Origin of the sequence: Microbacterium sp. Au-Mic1 (genome assembly GCF_021341785.1) — a bacterium.
Classification (GTDB): Bacteria; Actinomycetota; Actinomycetes; order Actinomycetales; family Microbacteriaceae; genus Microbacterium.
The window spans coordinates 1-14526 of sequence record NZ_JAJTTF010000015.1 but is presented as its reverse complement, the minus strand read 5'-3'; the positions used below and the strand labels follow the sequence as shown (position 1 = coordinate 14526).

Annotated in this window: 15 protein-coding genes and 1 pseudogene; 3 read left to right on the top strand and 13 right to left on the bottom strand. The window is 67.9% G+C overall.

The features are described from left to right. Positions 1 to 11: 11 nt before the first annotated feature. The 10 genes from LXM50_RS16925 to LXM50_RS16880 all read right to left on the bottom strand — a co-directional run bounded on the left by LXM50_RS16925 (position 12) and on the right by LXM50_RS16880 (position 8935). Entirely contained in the window at positions 12 to 1262 is a 1251-nt protein-coding gene (locus tag LXM50_RS16925; protein ID WP_233312649.1) for a type II secretion system F family protein, read from the bottom strand. Next, positions 1250 to 2389 carry a type IV pilus twitching motility protein PilT gene (locus LXM50_RS16920; protein ID WP_308192539.1) on the bottom strand — a complete coding sequence of 380 codons (1140 nt, stop codon included), beginning with the start codon at positions 2387 to 2389 and terminating at the stop codon, positions 1250 to 1252. The genes LXM50_RS16925 and LXM50_RS16920 overlap by 13 nt, the downstream gene beginning before the upstream one ends. Beyond that, a complete protein-coding gene (locus LXM50_RS16915; protein ID WP_233312648.1) occupies positions 2386 to 3159 on the bottom strand; it encodes a GspMb/PilO family protein in 774 nt (257 codons plus the stop codon). The genes LXM50_RS16920 and LXM50_RS16915 overlap by 4 nt, the downstream gene beginning before the upstream one ends. After that, positions 3156 to 3827, bottom strand: a complete 672-nt coding sequence (locus tag LXM50_RS16910; protein WP_233312647.1) for a hypothetical protein — start codon at positions 3825 to 3827, stop codon at positions 3156 to 3158. Before LXM50_RS16910 ends, LXM50_RS16915 begins: the two co-directional genes overlap by 4 nt. Then, on the bottom strand, positions 3827 to 4870 hold the full coding sequence (gene pilM / locus LXM50_RS16905) for a pilus assembly protein PilM (RefSeq protein WP_233312646.1): 1044 nt from the start codon (positions 4868 to 4870) through the stop codon (positions 3827 to 3829). The genes LXM50_RS16910 and pilM overlap by 1 nt, the downstream gene beginning before the upstream one ends. A 46-nt stretch (positions 4871 to 4916) precedes the next feature. Then, entirely contained in the window at positions 4917 to 5768 is an 852-nt protein-coding gene (locus tag LXM50_RS16900; protein WP_233312645.1) for an A24 family peptidase, read from the bottom strand. Then, the gene (locus LXM50_RS16895; RefSeq protein WP_233312644.1) at positions 5765 to 7408 is read right to left on the bottom strand and encodes a hypothetical protein; all 1644 of its coding nucleotides are present in this window, start codon (positions 7406 to 7408) and stop codon (positions 5765 to 5767) included. Before LXM50_RS16895 ends, LXM50_RS16900 begins: the two co-directional genes overlap by 4 nt. A 77-nt stretch (positions 7409 to 7485) precedes the next feature. Continuing rightward, the gene (locus LXM50_RS16890) at positions 7486 to 8073 is read right to left on the bottom strand and encodes a PilW family protein (protein WP_233312643.1); all 588 of its coding nucleotides are present in this window, start codon (positions 8071 to 8073) and stop codon (positions 7486 to 7488) included. Continuing rightward, complete coding sequence (locus tag LXM50_RS16885) at positions 8070 to 8453, bottom strand: type II secretion system protein (protein WP_233312642.1); 384 nt, start codon at positions 8451 to 8453, stop codon at positions 8070 to 8072. Before LXM50_RS16885 ends, LXM50_RS16890 begins: the two co-directional genes overlap by 4 nt. An 89-nt stretch (positions 8454 to 8542) precedes the next feature. Continuing rightward, positions 8543 to 8935: a prepilin-type N-terminal cleavage/methylation domain-containing protein gene (locus LXM50_RS16880; RefSeq protein ID WP_233312641.1), complete on the bottom strand. Its 393-nt coding sequence runs from the start codon at positions 8933 to 8935 to the stop codon at positions 8543 to 8545. Between the two features lie 343 nt (positions 8936 to 9278). On the opposite strand from LXM50_RS16880, the gene LXM50_RS16875 reads away from it, so the two are divergent. Then, positions 9279 to 11447, top strand: coding sequence for a M66 family metalloprotease (locus LXM50_RS16875; protein WP_233312640.1), 2169 nt, complete (start codon positions 9279 to 9281; stop codon positions 11445 to 11447). A 103-nt stretch (positions 11448 to 11550) separates the two neighbouring features. Here the strand turns inward: LXM50_RS16875 and LXM50_RS16870 are convergent, their stop codons facing one another. From LXM50_RS16870 to LXM50_RS16860, 3 genes are read right to left on the bottom strand one after another with little or no spacing between them, the layout of a single operon-like run. Beyond that, positions 11551 to 12702: a cell wall metabolism sensor histidine kinase WalK gene (locus LXM50_RS16870; RefSeq protein WP_233312639.1), complete on the bottom strand. Its 1152-nt coding sequence runs from the start codon at positions 12700 to 12702 to the stop codon at positions 11551 to 11553. After that, a complete protein-coding gene (locus LXM50_RS16865) occupies positions 12699 to 13409 on the bottom strand; it encodes a response regulator transcription factor (protein WP_233312638.1) in 711 nt (236 codons plus the stop codon). The genes LXM50_RS16870 and LXM50_RS16865 overlap by 4 nt, the downstream gene beginning before the upstream one ends. A gap of 2 nt (positions 13410 to 13411) precedes the next feature. After that, on the bottom strand, positions 13412 to 13816 hold the full coding sequence (locus LXM50_RS16860) for a hypothetical protein (protein WP_233312731.1): 405 nt from the start codon (positions 13814 to 13816) through the stop codon (positions 13412 to 13414). Here LXM50_RS16860 and LXM50_RS16855 point away from each other — a divergent pair. Together LXM50_RS16855 and LXM50_RS16850 are read left to right on the top strand one after the other, a co-directional pair. Further along, positions 13710 to 13949, top strand: a pseudogene (locus LXM50_RS16855) (DM13 domain-containing protein); the annotation flags it as partial. The gene LXM50_RS16860 and the pseudogene LXM50_RS16855 overlap by 107 nt on opposite strands. A gap of 79 nt (positions 13950 to 14028) precedes the next feature. Further along, a partial coding sequence (locus tag LXM50_RS16850) for a hypothetical protein (protein WP_233312730.1) occupies positions 14029 to 14526 on the top strand: 498 nt, incomplete at its 3' end.

Genomic DNA, 14526 nt, shown 5'->3' with positions numbered 1-14526 from the left:
ACCGAGCCCGTTCAGTGCTGCTTGGCCAGGTCGCCGTAGAGGGTGAAGATCGGCAGGTAGAGCGAGATCACCATGCCGCCGATGACGACGCCGAGGCCGACGATCAGCACGGGTTCGATGAGCGACGACAACTGCTCGGTGGCGGTCTCGACCTCGTCCTCGTAGAAGTCGGCGATGCTGGCGAGCATCTCGGCGAGCGTGCCCGACTCCTCACCGACCGCGACCATCTGCGACACCATGGGCGGGAACACCTCGGCCGCGGCCAGCGGCGCCGCGAACGAGCGCCCGCCGCGGATCGACTCCTGGATGTCGCGCACGGTCTGCTCGATCTTCCAGTTGTTCGACGCCTGGCCGACGATCGACAGCGCCTGGATGATCGGCACGCCCGCGTCGAGCATCATGGACAGGTTGCGGGTGAAGCGCGCCACGGCCATCTTGGTCAGCAACTTGCCGAAGATCGGCAGCTTCAGCAGGAACGGATCCACCACCTTGCGGTAGGCATCGGTGTAGCGGTTGCGGGCCCACCAGATCCACACGATGATCGCGACCACCGCGACGGCGGGTGCGATCCATCTCATGTTCTCGGAGACCGTGACCAGGATCTGAGTCGGGAGCGGCAGGCTCGTGCCCAGGCCATCGAACATGTTCTTGAACACCGGCACGACGAAGATCAGCATCGCGGTCACACCGAGGATCGCGATGATCAGCACGACGAGCGGATAAGTCGTCGCAGCTCGGATCTTCGCGTGCAGGTCGGCCTGCTTCTGGTAGGTCTCGGCGATCGAGGTGAGTGCCTTGCCGAGGAAACCGCCGGCCTCGCCGACGCGGATGATCGACACCATGAGCGGCGGGAACACCTGCGGATGCCGGGCCATCGACGCGGACAGCGAGGACCCGGACTCGACGTCGGCCTGCACGATGACCAGCACCTGCTGCAGCTTCTTGTCGTCGGCCTGCTCAGCCAGCACGGTGAGGGTGCGCAGCAGCGGCAGCCCGGCGTTGATGAGCGCCGCCATCTGCCGTGAGAAGATCGCGAGGGTCTTCGCAGAGACGCCTCTGCGCAGCGACGGCAATGAGATCTCCCGGTGCAGACCCGTCTTCGCGACGGGTGCGACATGCAGCGGCGTGAGCCCCTGTGCCCGCAGCTTGGCGGCGACTGCGCTGTCGCTGGACGCGTCCATCGATCCTTTGACGGTGCGAGCCGAGGCGACATCGAGCGCCTGGTACTCGTACTCCTGCACGCCGGCCATCAGGATCCCCATTCCTCGAGTTGCGAACCGCCCGCGTGAGCCGACCACGATTCGGCGTCGATCTCGGCAGGCTTGATGTGGACGCCGTCGAGCGAACGCGGGTCGACCGCGAAGGACCGCGCCACATGTGCGGCGATGAGCCCGTCGGCGACGAGGCGACGCAGATCCTGGTCCAGGGTGTGCATGCCGACCGCCTGGCTCGCCTGCATCGTCGAGTACAGCTGTGACACCTGACCCTCGCGGATCAGGTTCGCGACAGCGGGGGTGTTGATGAGCACCTCGGTCGCGATCGTGCGGCCCGCGGTCTGCGCGCGCGGCAGCAGAGTCTGGCTGATGATGCCCTGCAGCGTGTCGCCGAGCTGAGTACGGATCTGGTGCTGCTGATCGGCGGGGAACACGTCGACGATGCGGTTCACCGACTTCGCCGCGCCCTGGGTGTGCAGGGTGGAGAGCACGAGGTGGCCGGTCTCGGCGGCGGACAGGGCAGTGGAGATCGACTCCGGGTCGCGCAACTCTCCGACCAGGATCACGTCGGGATCCTGCCGCAGCACCCGACGCAGGGCTTCAGCGAACGACTCCGTGTCGGATCCGACTTCGCGCTGGTGGATGAGAGCGCGGTTGCTGGTGTGATGGAACTCGATCGGATCCTCGATGGTGACGACGTGCACGGGCCGGGTGTTGTTGACGATGTCGACCATTGCGGTGAGTGTCGTCGACTTGCCGGATCCGGTCGGGCCTGTGAGAAGCACGAGTCCCCGAGGGCGGAGGGCGAGATCGCGTGCGATCGCCGGGGCGCCGAGTTCTTCCAGACTGAACACCCTGTCGGGGATGTATCGCAGCGCCATGGCGATGTCGCCGAGCTGACGGAAGACGTTCACACGGAATCGGCCGACCCCATCGGAGGCATGTGCCAGGTCGACCTCGTGCCGAGAGGCGAACTCCTCCCGCTGCGCGTTGTTCATCAGGTCGTACGCGGCCTGTTCGACCCAGTCGTGACTGAGTGCATGCTCATGACCGGGCACGGGAACGAGGTCGCCGTCCACCCGCATGAGCGGCGGGAACCCCGCGGTGACGTGCACGTCGCTGGCTCCGGCTCTCGCGCCGATCGTGAGGACCCGAGTGAGCTCCGCGGCGCTCATTTCGACGCTCCCGATGCGCTGTTGTCGGAGGCTACGAATGCGAGCAAGGTGAGAGTGACGGTCAGGTTGCCGTTGCCGCCTTGAACCTCCACCTTGTCGACACCCAGGAGACGGCCCGATCCGCGCAGCCCGTCGAGGAATGTCTGCACGGCACTCATGTCGGCGGCTGTGGCGGTGACGGTGAGCGGGATCTGCTGTCGCGTGTCGACCGCAGGGCTGGCTGAGGCGTTGGCGCTGGCCGAGCCGGTTCCGTTCGCGCCTGCCGCTTGCGACGTCTGATTCGCGGCGTTGCCGGCCTGCGCGGCGGTGTTGTCGGCCTGCGCCACCGGTCCCGACGGCCCCGTGGGCTGCGGTGTCGGCTGAGGTGCCGCCTTCGCCTTGGCCGCCGCCGCGGAGCCCGGGCCTGCGGGAACGGGCGCAGTGCGCGGTGCGTAGGTCGCGAGGTCCTCCCGGACGATGGTGGTGATCACCACACCGGACGCCTGTGCGGATCCAGCGATCACATCGAACGCGCGATCGAGGTCGGGCACTGCCGGAATCTGGGTCCGCAGATCCTGCACCGCAGCGTCGATCTCGCTCTTGCGCGCTTTCTCCTTCTGCAGAGCGGTGATCTGCGACTCGTAGGCCGTGTTGGTGACTCCGGCCTGCGCGGTGTCGCCGAACGCGGAGAACGCCTGGCCGAGGAGCGGCAGGACTCCGAAGACGACCGCGAGCACGACGATCACGGCGGCGACAAGGGCGCCGATGAGGTTGATGAGCGACTTGGTCACTTCGTCACCTCCTTGGCGTAGTCGCCGGAGTAAACGGTCTGGTCGAACGTGACGTCGACCTTGTAGGTGAACCGGCCCGCGGCGGTCGAGCCCGAGGTCGTGGAGTTCGCATCGGCCGTGAGCACGCCCTGGACTGTGCGCAAGCTCCGCACATAGGCGCCGAGGTCGAGCGCAGTGCCACTGTCGAGCGTGAGGGTTCCCGTGAGCCCGACTGCGGACTTCGCGGCCTTCTCCGTGGTTTTCGCATCAGCACCTGCGACCGGGGCGGAACCTGGCGTGAGCTCGAATCCGGTGAGGTTCGTGTCGGGCGGAAGGCTGCTGCGGATCCGATCGAAGATCCCCGCCCACGACAGGTCGGAACCCATCGCGTCAGCACGGAACTGAGTGAGGTCGGCCTCGGTCTTCAGCGCGTTGCTGACGTCGGAAAGGCCGGCGATCTGCCCGATCAGCTGATTCGACCGATCCTGCTCAGCAGCGAGTCTCTGTTGCGCGAACAGATTCACGGCGAACGCTCCGGCGATGAGGGCGACAGCGAGCAGGATCGCGAGAAGGCCCACGCGCACCCAGGTGCGACTGAGCGCGTCGCGTTCGCGGCGCTCGACCTCCGAGCGGGGCAGCAGATCGACCCGGGGAGGGCCGCCCGGGGTCACGGCGGCGATACGAGCCATCAGCGGTCCTTTCCGAGGGCGAGTCCTGCAGTACTCACGAGATTCAGAGCGAGATCTCCCGTCGGGTCAGCGCCTTGGAGCGGCAGCACATCGTGAAGCACGACGGTGCGCACCGCGGCGTCGATCGCACCGGCAAGCGCCTGGGCCAGACCATCGACAGCGATGCCCGCTCCCGTCATGAGAACCTGATCGATCTGCGGGGCGTTCTCCCTGTTCAGGTAGAAGGCCAAGGTGCTTCGGATGCGCCCGATCGCCTCCACGACGGGCCTGTTGCCGGCGTCGGAACGCAGCGCCCCCATGGGGACGATGCCCGCAGCGCCCACCAGCTCCTCGGCGGCGATACGGGTGGGGTCCACTCGTGCCGCGACGAACGTGCCGTCTTCGGGCGCGATCTGCGCGTTTCTGCGGCGCACCGCGAGGGTTTCCAGGTCGACAGGCGTGATCCGTACGAAGTCGGGGATGCCGTTTCGCAGGATCACGATCTGCGTGGTGTGGTCGCCGACGTGTACCGCCGCGACTGTGCCTTCGGGTGCGATGCGCGACGCTGCGCGGGCAAGACCGAACGCGGAGAGGTCGACGCCGTCGATGCGGATCTTGGCGCGCGAGAAGGCCGCGATCATGTCTTCGATCGTCGAGGAGACGGCCGCGACGAGCAGGCCGTGCAGTTGGTCCCCCTGCTGCGACGTCGGGTAGTAGTCGAGCACGGCCTGCGCCACGGGCACCGGCAACAGGTCCTGCACCTGGAACGGGAGTGCCTGGCGCAGCAGGTCCGGAGCCATCACCGGCGTGCTGTGCTCGCGCACGAGAACGCGTCGATTGGCGATGCCCAGCGTGGCGGACTTCGCATGGATCCTCGCCATGCCCCACAACTCGCGGATCGCGGTGGCCACTGCTCCCTGGTCCAGTACCTCGGAGTCGTGCGCAGCGTCGGGGGGCAGCGCTACCTCGCCGTACGCGACCACCTGCGGTTGGCGCTCGACCGACACCTCCACCGCGCGCACGCTCTCTTCGGTGATCTCCACACCGACATGCGATCTCGCCATGTTCTCTCCCCAAGTCCCCAGCGCTGCCCCTGCCCCCAAGGCAGATTCAGCTCAGTCCCAGCATTCCGACATACCAGCGGCCGATCGGCTCGCCCACAGCGATCCCAGCCCAGGCACCCGCGATCATCCACGGCCCGTACGGGATCGCCGTCTTGCGTTTCGCTCGGCGAAGCAGGATCAGCGCAACACCGAACAGCCCACCGAACAGAAACGCTGCGAACGCGCCGACGGCGAGTGTCGCCCAGCCGACCCAGCCGAGGTACAACCCGACGAGAGCGGCGAGCTTGACGTCGCCCCCGCCCATCCCGCGCGGGCTGACCGCCCGCACGATGAAGTAGAACGCGTAGAGGATCGCCCCGCCGCCCAGCGCTCGCAGGAACGCCAGCCATCCACCGCCGACCGCTGCCGCGAGTGCCAACAGAACGATGCCGACGACGACGCTCGGCAGCACGATCGAGTTCGGCAGCCGCTTCGTGTCGAGATCGATGAGGGTCAGCACAATCGAGACCGCCGCGAAGTAGAGGAAGGCCGCGAGGACGATCCAGAAGACCGGATCCGTGACCGCCGCCATCACGGGCCCGCCCGTCTCCGGTCCCCGAGCGAGCGCGGCGACACGAAGGGCCCACCACGCCACCGCAATGAACGCCACACCTGTGAGCGCCTCGACGACCGCATACCGCCCGCTGATCGGAGCCGCGCAGTTCGCGCACCTTCCTCGCAACGCGACCCACGACACGACCGGCACGTTCTGCCACCACCGGATAGGGGCATCGCATTCCGGGCACCGGCTCTCCCGCATGAGGGAGATCCCGGCCGGCACGCGGTAGGCGACGACGTTGAGAAACGATCCGATGGCCAGACCGAAAACGCCGACGACGGTGAACAGGAAGGCGGTCATGGAACCTCCGCCTGCGACACCATGCTGCCGAGCGACAGCGTGTAGGTGGTGCTGCCCGCAGCTCCGCCGGATCCGAGGATCTTGCAATCCATGTTCGGCATCGGCGACGGAGTGGGGTTCCATGACATTGGCGTGCAGGTGAAGTTGCCGTTGTAAGTCATGGATCCGCCGACGTAGAACTGGCCGGTCAATGTGCCGGTCCAGGTGCCGTTCAGTCCGCAGGGCGTGTAAACCATGATGCGCGGGGCAATCGCAACGGAGCCTGTCGTGAAGCTGTCTCCGGACGGTCGCCCGCAGTCCGTGGCGACGTTGCCGGTGTTCAGGCTCTGATGCACGAAGAAGATCTGCGAGGTCGGGCTCGATGGCCCAGTGAGGCTACCGGTGATCTGAACCTTCATGGTCTTGCCCGGGGCGACGAGGATGACGGCGTCCTGCGGGACGCTCCCGCCACTCAGTGTGATCGTCGTCGTGTTTCCTGAGGTTGCTGCGCACCCGGAGCCGGTGTAGTCCAGGATCACCGGGCCAGTGGCGGCACTGAGTGCGACGCTCGCATTGGCCGGGCATGTCAGCTTTGTCGCCACTGCGGGCGCTCCCTGCCAGGTGGTGCCGGTGCCGAATTCGATCCAGTTGGTCATCGCATAGACCGTTCCCGCCGTCAACCCGCCGTTCTGGGACGAATTCAATGGGGGCGAGAACGCCGGTGCAGCGGCCACGCTCCCGGTGAGCGCCGTGCCGTTGGGGTGCTTCCAGTTGGACGCGGAGATCACAGGGGCCGTCGGCCTGCCCGTCACCGTCGTGAGCACGGTGCCGACATTGGGCCCCGTCCCGCTCAGGGTCACCGTGCCACCCGAGGCGATCTGCCCGCAGGTGGCGCCGTCCGCGGCGACGCAGTTCCCGCCGACGGTCACGCCGTTGGAGTCCATCGACACGAGGCCGCCGGCGATGATGCTCTTACCGATGGTGATCGGATTGGCGCTGTTGCCTCCGTTGGATGTCACAGACCCGTTCGCGAAGATGTTGCCCGTGATGTTGCACCCGCCAGTGACCGTGACGTTGCCGCCGTTCGTGCCATCGGATCCGCCGAGCACCCAGAGGTCTCCGTCGATGATGCTCGATCCGCTGCAGGTGTAGTTGCTCGTGCGCACGACCAGATCGCCCTTGAGGGTGTTGCTGGATGCGCCACCGCCGACGCCGTGGAACGATCCGTTCGTTCCCGCCATCGTGCCGCTCTGCGAGGTGTGGGAGACGACCTGCCATTGGTACACCGAGAGCGTCGTCGTCTTCTCGGCAGACACGCTACTGGTGCCGTAGCCGGTCGACTGGATGACGATGTAGTTCGTGTTCTGAGTCGGGCACGCCGGTGCGACGCCGCTGTTCCAGGCTGACGGCGCTGTGCCGGTGATCGACTGTGCTTTCGCAGAGAAATAGGGGCCGCTCGGCTGTCCTACGGTGCTGGCCGACATCGTGGACGCCGAACAGGTCCCCGCGGCGTTGGCCGCGACCAGCGCGGCGACGACCGAATCGCGTCCGGACTCGGCGGCGACGAAAGCCTGTGTGTTGCTGCGGTTGGCAATGTTGCCGTTCGTCACGAAAAAGATCGCCGCGGCGATCGTCGCCGTCGCGATGAGCCCGATCAGCATCACGAACACGACGAGCACAAGCGCGACGCCCTCGTCGCCCTGCTGGCTCTTGCGCCAGCGCTCGGACAGATCGTGAATCAGAAGCATGACTGCGTGCCTCCCCCGGGCAACGTGCCCCAGCTCGGGTTTCGCAGATAGGCCGTGCCTTCGAAGTGCACCGTCGGCCCGTTCGCGCTGGTCACATCGAAGGAGTACGCGACATCGCTGCCGACCTGTACGAAGAAAGGCACGAGCACTCCGCCGGAGTTCTTGTGCTGGCTGATGCCGGACTGCCAGGTAGGCCATGGCGCAGCGGCGACTCGGGCACCCGAGGTCGTTGTCAACTGGGCGGTTCCACCATTGAGGTTGAACGCCATACAGGCGTTCGATCCCGACATCGCCGTCGCCACGACGAGGGTCGGACCTGAGGACAGACTGGAAGTCAGCGTGGGGTCCGTGATCTCGTACGCCACCGCGTTGCGCATGGCCTTCTCAATCTGAGATGACACGAGCTGGCCGCGCTCGGTCGCGTCGACCTGGTCGCTGACGCTGGCCTGCGCCTTCCAAGTGTTGAAGAAGACGACGGCGATCCCCGTTGTGATCAGACCGAGGATCACCACATAGAAGATCAGCTCGACAAGAGAGAGCCCCTCGTCGTCTGCCGCCACATCGCGATTGAGGTTCATGGCACGTACACCAGCGCCGTCACGGATGCCAGCGTTCGGCTGCCGGAGTCCTTGGCCGTGAGGCTGAGACTCGCGATGCCTCCGGCGGTACAGCTATAGGTCCCCGAAGTCGTGAACGCCTGCTTCGCCCCGTCGGTGAAGCTCTGCGTCGCCGCCGCACTCATCACAGCGTTGCAGGTGTGCGTCTGACGAGCCTGCTCGACCAGCGTGTTCAACTGCCGAGTCGCGGTCGCCGTGGTGGACTGCCGTGCGGAGTAGATGAGGCCGTTATAGAGCGCGGGGATGAGAGCGATCGTGATCAGGGCGAGGAGGAACATCGCGATGATCAGTTCGACGAGGCCGAACCCCCCATCGGACGGGTGTTCCTTTACGCGCGGCACGCTGACCACCTCCTCGGTGACGATGCCAAGTCGCCAAGTTGGGGCCAGCGGACCGCGCCGTCGACCCCAACCATGACAAGCCTCAGCGATTAGCAGCCGGGACCGGATGCGAAGGCGGTGGCCGCAGTCTTGTACTGCTGACCGCCCCCGTTGTATCCGGTGATGCAGACGTTCGATGCGTTGGTCGTAGTGCCGGCTTTGATGCCGTACGTCGTGTTGCCCTTGAGTACCGTCAGATCAGGGGCGCCCGCAGTGTTGCCTGCGAACTGCGCAACGATGGTCGTCGACGCGTTCTTGGTGTCGGATTGGGTTGCACCGTCGACTGATGTCGCCTGGATGAATCCGAACAGCGGCAGCGCGATCGCCACCAGGATGCCGATGATCACCACGACGATGATCAATTCGATGAGTGAGAAGCCGGCTTCTTCGCCCTCTTCCCGTGCCTTCTTCTTCGCCTCGAGGGCGCGCTGAATAGCGAGCATTGCTTGTCCCCATTCCAGAGAGTCGTTTCGGGTTAAAACGCACTCTGCGAACCGGCGCGTCCCCTGCGCCAACGAACAAGCTCCGGATGGTTCCGGTCCCCAGATTCGGAGTCGAGCTGTCCCATAGCTCTCGTCCTGGACAAAGGATGGACCCAACCGGGCCCCCGCGCAAGCAAAATGTCGAAACCGCTATTTCGGGATACCGACGGCACCCGAGTACGCGAGGATCGTTCACCACGCGATGACCCCGGCGCTCCTCTGTCGTTCGTCAGATCCGACACATGTATCACCCCCGCCCATCCCTGCCTCCTCACCGTCACACCACCGATCGATGGAGGCTGTCATGCCGGATCTCAGCGATGTCGTCCAGACCCTCGAGCGCCTGCGCGATGTGATCGACGTGCGCTCGCCCCTGTTCACGCAGCGGCCCACCGGCATCGAGGTGACGCAGGCCGTGCAGTACTACCGCGCGTCGGAGCATCTGACGGATCCGGGCGATCGCAAGAAGGACAACGCAGCACTGTTGGTCGCCTACAAGCCCGCCGTGGTGCGCGTGTACGTCGCGCCATCTGCACTGGTGAGAACGGGCGACCCGACCGGCGGATCTCTGCTCCTCGAGCGGCGGCAGGGCCTGTTCGGACCGTGGCGCACGATCGTGACGATCGCGCCCTGGCTGCTGCCGACGGTCACACCCATCGACGACGGCTACGACGACGAACGCAGCCGCTTCGACCGTACGCTGAACTTCCGAATCCCCGCCGAGCAGTTCTTCGGCAGCATGCGGCTGACCGTGACCCTCGACGACGGGCAGACGCTCAGCACCACGGTGTCGGCGCGCCTCGTGCAGACGCTGCGCGTGCGTGCGATCCTCGTCAGCTATCAGGGGCCGAGCACGGCCAACCCGCCGGCCGGCACGATGGCGCCGACGGTCACGCTCGCGGCGCCGACCCTCGCCGATGTACAGACCACCGCAGCGCTCGCTTTCCGGATGATGCCCGTGCAGCAGACCGGGTCGTTCATGACCGCAGGAACCCTCGCCTGGACGCAGCCCCTCGACGACGTGCGCAGCTCCCCCGGCGCCTGCTCGACGAACTGGGGCGCCCTGCTCACGGCGCTGGGCAACATCCGCACGAACGACGGCAACCGCGCCGATGTCGTCTACTACGGGATCCTGCCGTCCGGCATCCCGCTGAACGTTCCCGGCTGCGGGAACGACGGGCTGGGAGCGGGTGCGGCGGGTGACACGGCGACGTTCGTCCACGAGATCGGCCACGGCTACGGCTTCCCCCACGCCCCCGCGGGCAACGCCGGCACCACCGATCCCGACTACCCCGTCTACGAGCCGAACATGTCAGGATCCATCGGAGAGTACGGCACCGACATCCAGACCGGCGCCGTCTTCACCCCGGCGACCTCGACCGACTACATGAGCTACGGGGCCAACCGGTGGATGTCGCTCTACCACCATGCGAAGCTCATCGAGCATGACCGACTCGCGCCCACGTGGATGCCGGAGCCGAACCCGTTCGACCGCACGCCTGTGGAGTTCGATCCGAAGCACCTCTGGTGGCCCAACCCGCCCTGGAGCCGGGAGCAGATCGAGAAGTACGCCACCCACCGGATGATCGTGATGAGCGGCGTCATCGACGAGGCTGGTGTCGTGACCGTCGAATCGGTGGCCCGCGTCGAGGCGAACTCCGCCCTGGTCGGTCCGCCGATCAGCTGGACCGCCCAGCTCGTCGGCGCGACGGGAGAGATCGCGTCCCGCGTGGCCCTGTCGCGCGAGCTGCAGTTCGGCGGCGAGGGCTGCGGCTGCGCACCCTCCCCCGGTGACGGCGATCCCGACCGGCTTCCGCTGCGTTTCCGTGCGCTCATGCCCGACACTGAGCTCGGCTCGGCGCTGCGCATCGTCGACGGGCGCGGCGAGGAGGCATGGGTCAAGACGGCACCCGCGGATCCGGCGCGGTTCACCCGCGTCACCGCCGAAGTCGTCGAAGCGCGCGCGGTGCGACCGCGCTGGGATGTCGCCGGCGAGCCCGCGTCGGACGTGTGGGCGCAGGTCAGCACTGACGGCGGCCAGACCTGGCGCGGGCTGGCGGTGGGCCTCACGGGCGGTCTCGCGGATCTGGACCTCACCGGCCTGCCTGCGGGAGAGGCGCATGTGCGCCTGCTCGCGCACGACGGGTTCAGCACGGCCGTCTCCGACGCCGCGGCGATCCAGGTGCCCGACCTCGCCCCCTCCCCTGCGATCCTCTTCCCCACCGATGGCGGCAGTGTTCCGGCAGGTGTGGATGTGGAGGTGCACGGCAACGCGGTGGATCAGGCCGGGAACCCCGTCGACGACGAGCTGCTGAGCTGGGAGATCGACGGCGAACCCTTCGGGCGCGGCCGCGTCGGCTCGCTGCAGGTCGGACCGGGCGAGCACGTCCTGACGCTGCGCTGCGAGACCGGGCTCGCGGCGAACACCTCGGTGCGGATCACCGCGCTTCCGTTGCCGCGCCAGACCAGGTGACGGCGGGCTCTCGCTGAACTGCTCGGCCCCCTGGAGCGCGTCGGGGATCGACCGGATGCATCCGATGGGTCGACGCCGTCGTCGACTCCTCTCCTCCCGGGCCTCAGGCCCCGGGCTCGCCCACCGGCAGCAGCACCTTCAGGCAGAAGCCGTCGTCGGTGTGCTCGGCGAACACGTCGCCGCCGTGCGCCCGGGCGAGCCCCCGCGCGATCGCGAGGCCGAGACCGGCTCCCGATGCCACCGCGTCCGGGACGGTCCCGCTCGTGCGGGACGGATCCGACCGCCATCCGACCTCGAACATGCGATCCAGGTCCTCCACCGCCACGCCGCTGCCGTGGTCGAGCACGGCCAGCACGAGCCGGTGCGGCGACGGCGACTCGGCGAAGACCAGGATCTCGGATCCTTCGGGCGCATGCCGCACCGCATTCGTCAGCAGGTTCACGATCACGCGCGTGAGCTGATGCGGATCCGCCCACAGCACATGCCCGTCGATGCCCTGCTGCACGATCCGCACGCGGTGCTCCCCCGCGGCGGCGCGGACGTCTGCCACCGCATCCGAGACCACGTCGAGCAGCTCGACCTGCTCAGTGCGCAGCCGGAGCGACCCCGAGGTGATGCGGGACAGCTCGAACAGGTCGTCGACCATCCGGCCCATCGTCTCCACCTGCGCCCGGACCTGACCGGGGAACGCGTCCGGATCCGCGAGGCCCTCCTCCGCCGACTCGGCGAGCGCGCGGATCGCCGTGAGCGGGGTGCGCAGATCGTGCGAGATCCACGCGAGGAAGCGCCGGCGGTCGGAGTCCAGTCGCTCCAACTCCGCCCTCGCATCGCTGAGCTTCGCAGACACCGTGGCGAGCTCGGCGGACAGGTCGTCGAACTCGCGCCAGCCGCTGGATCCGCGGTCGACGACATCACCCTCGCCGACGCGGCGCACCGCGGCCGACAGCCCCCGCACCGAGCTGCGGGCCGCGCGCGCCGTGATCCACGCCGTGGCGAGCGCGCACAGCAGCGCGGCCCCGAGCACCCACACCAGCACCGTGAAGTCGTGCGCCGACAGGTACATCTCGGCCGAGATCGCGAGCACGCCCGTCGCCAGGGCGAGCACCGACGCCGCCCCGACCACGACGAGCCGGAACGTGAGCCCCACCCGCCGCGCGCGGCGCAGCACGAACACGGCGGCGAGCGTCACGACCGCAGCGCATCCCAGCGCGGTCAGCACGATGAGCAGCACATCGAGCGCGCCGAGCGGCATCATGAGCCGGATCCGTCCGCGGAGAACCGGTAGCCGGCGCCCCACTCCGTGAGCAGGTGCAGGGGATGGCGCGGATCCCGTTCGATCTTCTCCCGCAGCCGCCGCACGTGCACAGTCACCGTGCTCGCCTCGCCGAACGACCAGCCCCAGACCTCGCGCAGGATGTCGTCGCGGGAGAGCACCTCGCCGTCGTGCTGCACGAGGTGCGCGAGCAGCTCGTATTCACGGGCGGCGAGCGGCACCTCCTCCCCCCGCACGTGCACGCGGCGCCGGGTCGGATCCAGCCGGAAGTCACCGCGCACGATCTCCCGCGTCGGCGCGGCGGCCGCCAGGGACCGGCGCAGCAGCGCCCCCACCCGCAGCAGCAGCTCGCGCAGCGCGAACGGCTTCACGAGGTAGTCGTCGGCGCCCGTCTCCAGGCCCTCGATGCGCTGCTCGACCTCGCCGAGCGCGGTGAGCATGATGATCGGCACCGCGGAGCGCGCCCTCGCATCGCGCGCCAGCTCGTCTCCGCTGATGCCCGGCAGCATACGGTCGACGATGAGCACGTCGGGCGGATCGGCCTGCACCGCGCGCTGCGCCGAGACGCCGTCGCCGAACCCGTCGACGCGATAGCCGTTCGCCGCGAGATAGCGCTCGACCGCGGCCCGCACGGTGGGGTCGTCCTCGACGACCACCACACGGGGCGGAGCGGATCCGGGCATCTCCATGCTCAGAGGCTAGCCCCGGCGCCCGGGACGGATCCGAGTTCCTTACAGCCCCGAAAGAACTCCCCCGCAGGCCTCACGCCCTGCCTAGCGTCGGATCCGTTCTCGACAGCCGGCACCTGCATCGCCGGCGCACCCACGAATGGAGCAATCATGCGCAAGACCGCACTCATCCCTGCCTCGCTCGGCGTCGCCGTGCTCGCCCTGGGGCTGTCCCTCGCCGGCTGCAGCTCGACTCCGGCCGCATCGCCGACCTCCGCCGACACCATGTCGTCGTCCACGCCGATGCCGTCCTCCTCACCCATGGCGTCGGCCATGGACGACATGCACAAGACCGGCACCTTCATGGGCCTGAACGGCAAGAAGGTGCAGGGCACCGTCACGATCTCCGGATCCGAGCTGACGCTCACCGGCTTCTCCTCGGACGAGGGCCCCGACCTGCACGTCTACCTGACCAACGGCACCGACGAGGCCGCCGTCTCGGCTGGCAAGCAGATCGACCCCGTCGCCTTCGACAAGGACTCGCAGACGTTCATGCTGAACGGCGTCGACGCGTCGATGTACACCGACGTCGTGATCCACTGCGACAAGGCAAGGCGGTCTTCGGGGCCGCTGCCCTGTCATGACCGCGACGGCGGTGCGGACCGGCTCGGGGGCGCCGGCCCGCACCGCGTCCTGGCTGCTCGCCGGCACTCTTGTCGGCGCGGCGGCTCGGATCGTCGCAGGCGTGCTGTGGCTGAACGAGGGGATCCTGAAGTACCGCGCCGGATTCGGATCGGCCGACATCCTGCTCGTGGCGCAGGGTACCGCGGGCAACACGCGAGTGCCGTTCTTCTTCCGCCCGCTGGGGGCGCTCATGCAGTCGGTGCCGGGACTGTTCGGGATCGCGATCCCCGCGCTCGAGGTGGGTCTGGGCGTGCTGCTCGTGCTCGGCCTCGGGCGAGTGGCCACGACGCTCGTGGCGCTCGGATCCGTCGCCACGCTGATGCTGTATTGGTCGTCGGACCAGCTCATCGCGCAGTATCCGGCGATGATGCTGCTGTCGGCGGTCGTGCTGGCGCTGCCGTGGTCGGGGCGCGTCGGCGTCGCGTGGTGGTGGGAGCGGCGGCACGGACGGTCG

Coding starts and splice junctions, on each gene's coding strand:
- LXM50_RS16910 (WP_233312647.1), bottom strand. CDS start 3,827: ATGGCTCGTATCGCCGCCGTGACCCCGGGCGGCCCTCCCCGGGTCGAT.
- LXM50_RS16865 (WP_233312638.1), bottom strand. CDS start 13,409: ATGGAGATGCCCGGATCCGCTCCGCCCCGTGTGGTGGTCGTCGAGGAC.
- pilM (WP_233312646.1), bottom strand. CDS start 4,870: ATGGCGAGATCGCATGTCGGTGTGGAGATCACCGAAGAGAGCGTGCGC.
- LXM50_RS16920 (WP_308192539.1), bottom strand. CDS start 2,389: ATGAGCGCCGCGGAGCTCACTCGGGTCCTCACGATCGGCGCGAGAGCC.
- LXM50_RS16875 (WP_233312640.1), top strand. CDS start 9,279: ATGCCGGATCTCAGCGATGTCGTCCAGACCCTCGAGCGCCTGCGCGAT.
- LXM50_RS16900 (WP_233312645.1), bottom strand. CDS start 5,768: ATGACCGCCTTCCTGTTCACCGTCGTCGGCGTTTTCGGTCTGGCCATC.
- LXM50_RS16870 (WP_233312639.1), bottom strand. CDS start 12,702: ATGATGCCGCTCGGCGCGCTCGATGTGCTGCTCATCGTGCTGACCGCG.
- LXM50_RS16925 (WP_233312649.1), bottom strand. CDS start 1,262: ATGGGGATCCTGATGGCCGGCGTGCAGGAGTACGAGTACCAGGCGCTC.
- LXM50_RS16890 (WP_233312643.1), bottom strand. CDS start 8,073: ATGAACCTCAATCGCGATGTGGCGGCAGACGACGAGGGGCTCTCTCTT.
- LXM50_RS16895 (WP_233312644.1), bottom strand. CDS start 7,408: ATGCTGATCGGGCTCATCGCGACGGCGACGATCGCCGCGGCGATCTTT.
- LXM50_RS16880 (WP_233312641.1), bottom strand. CDS start 8,935: ATGCTCGCTATTCAGCGCGCCCTCGAGGCGAAGAAGAAGGCACGGGAA.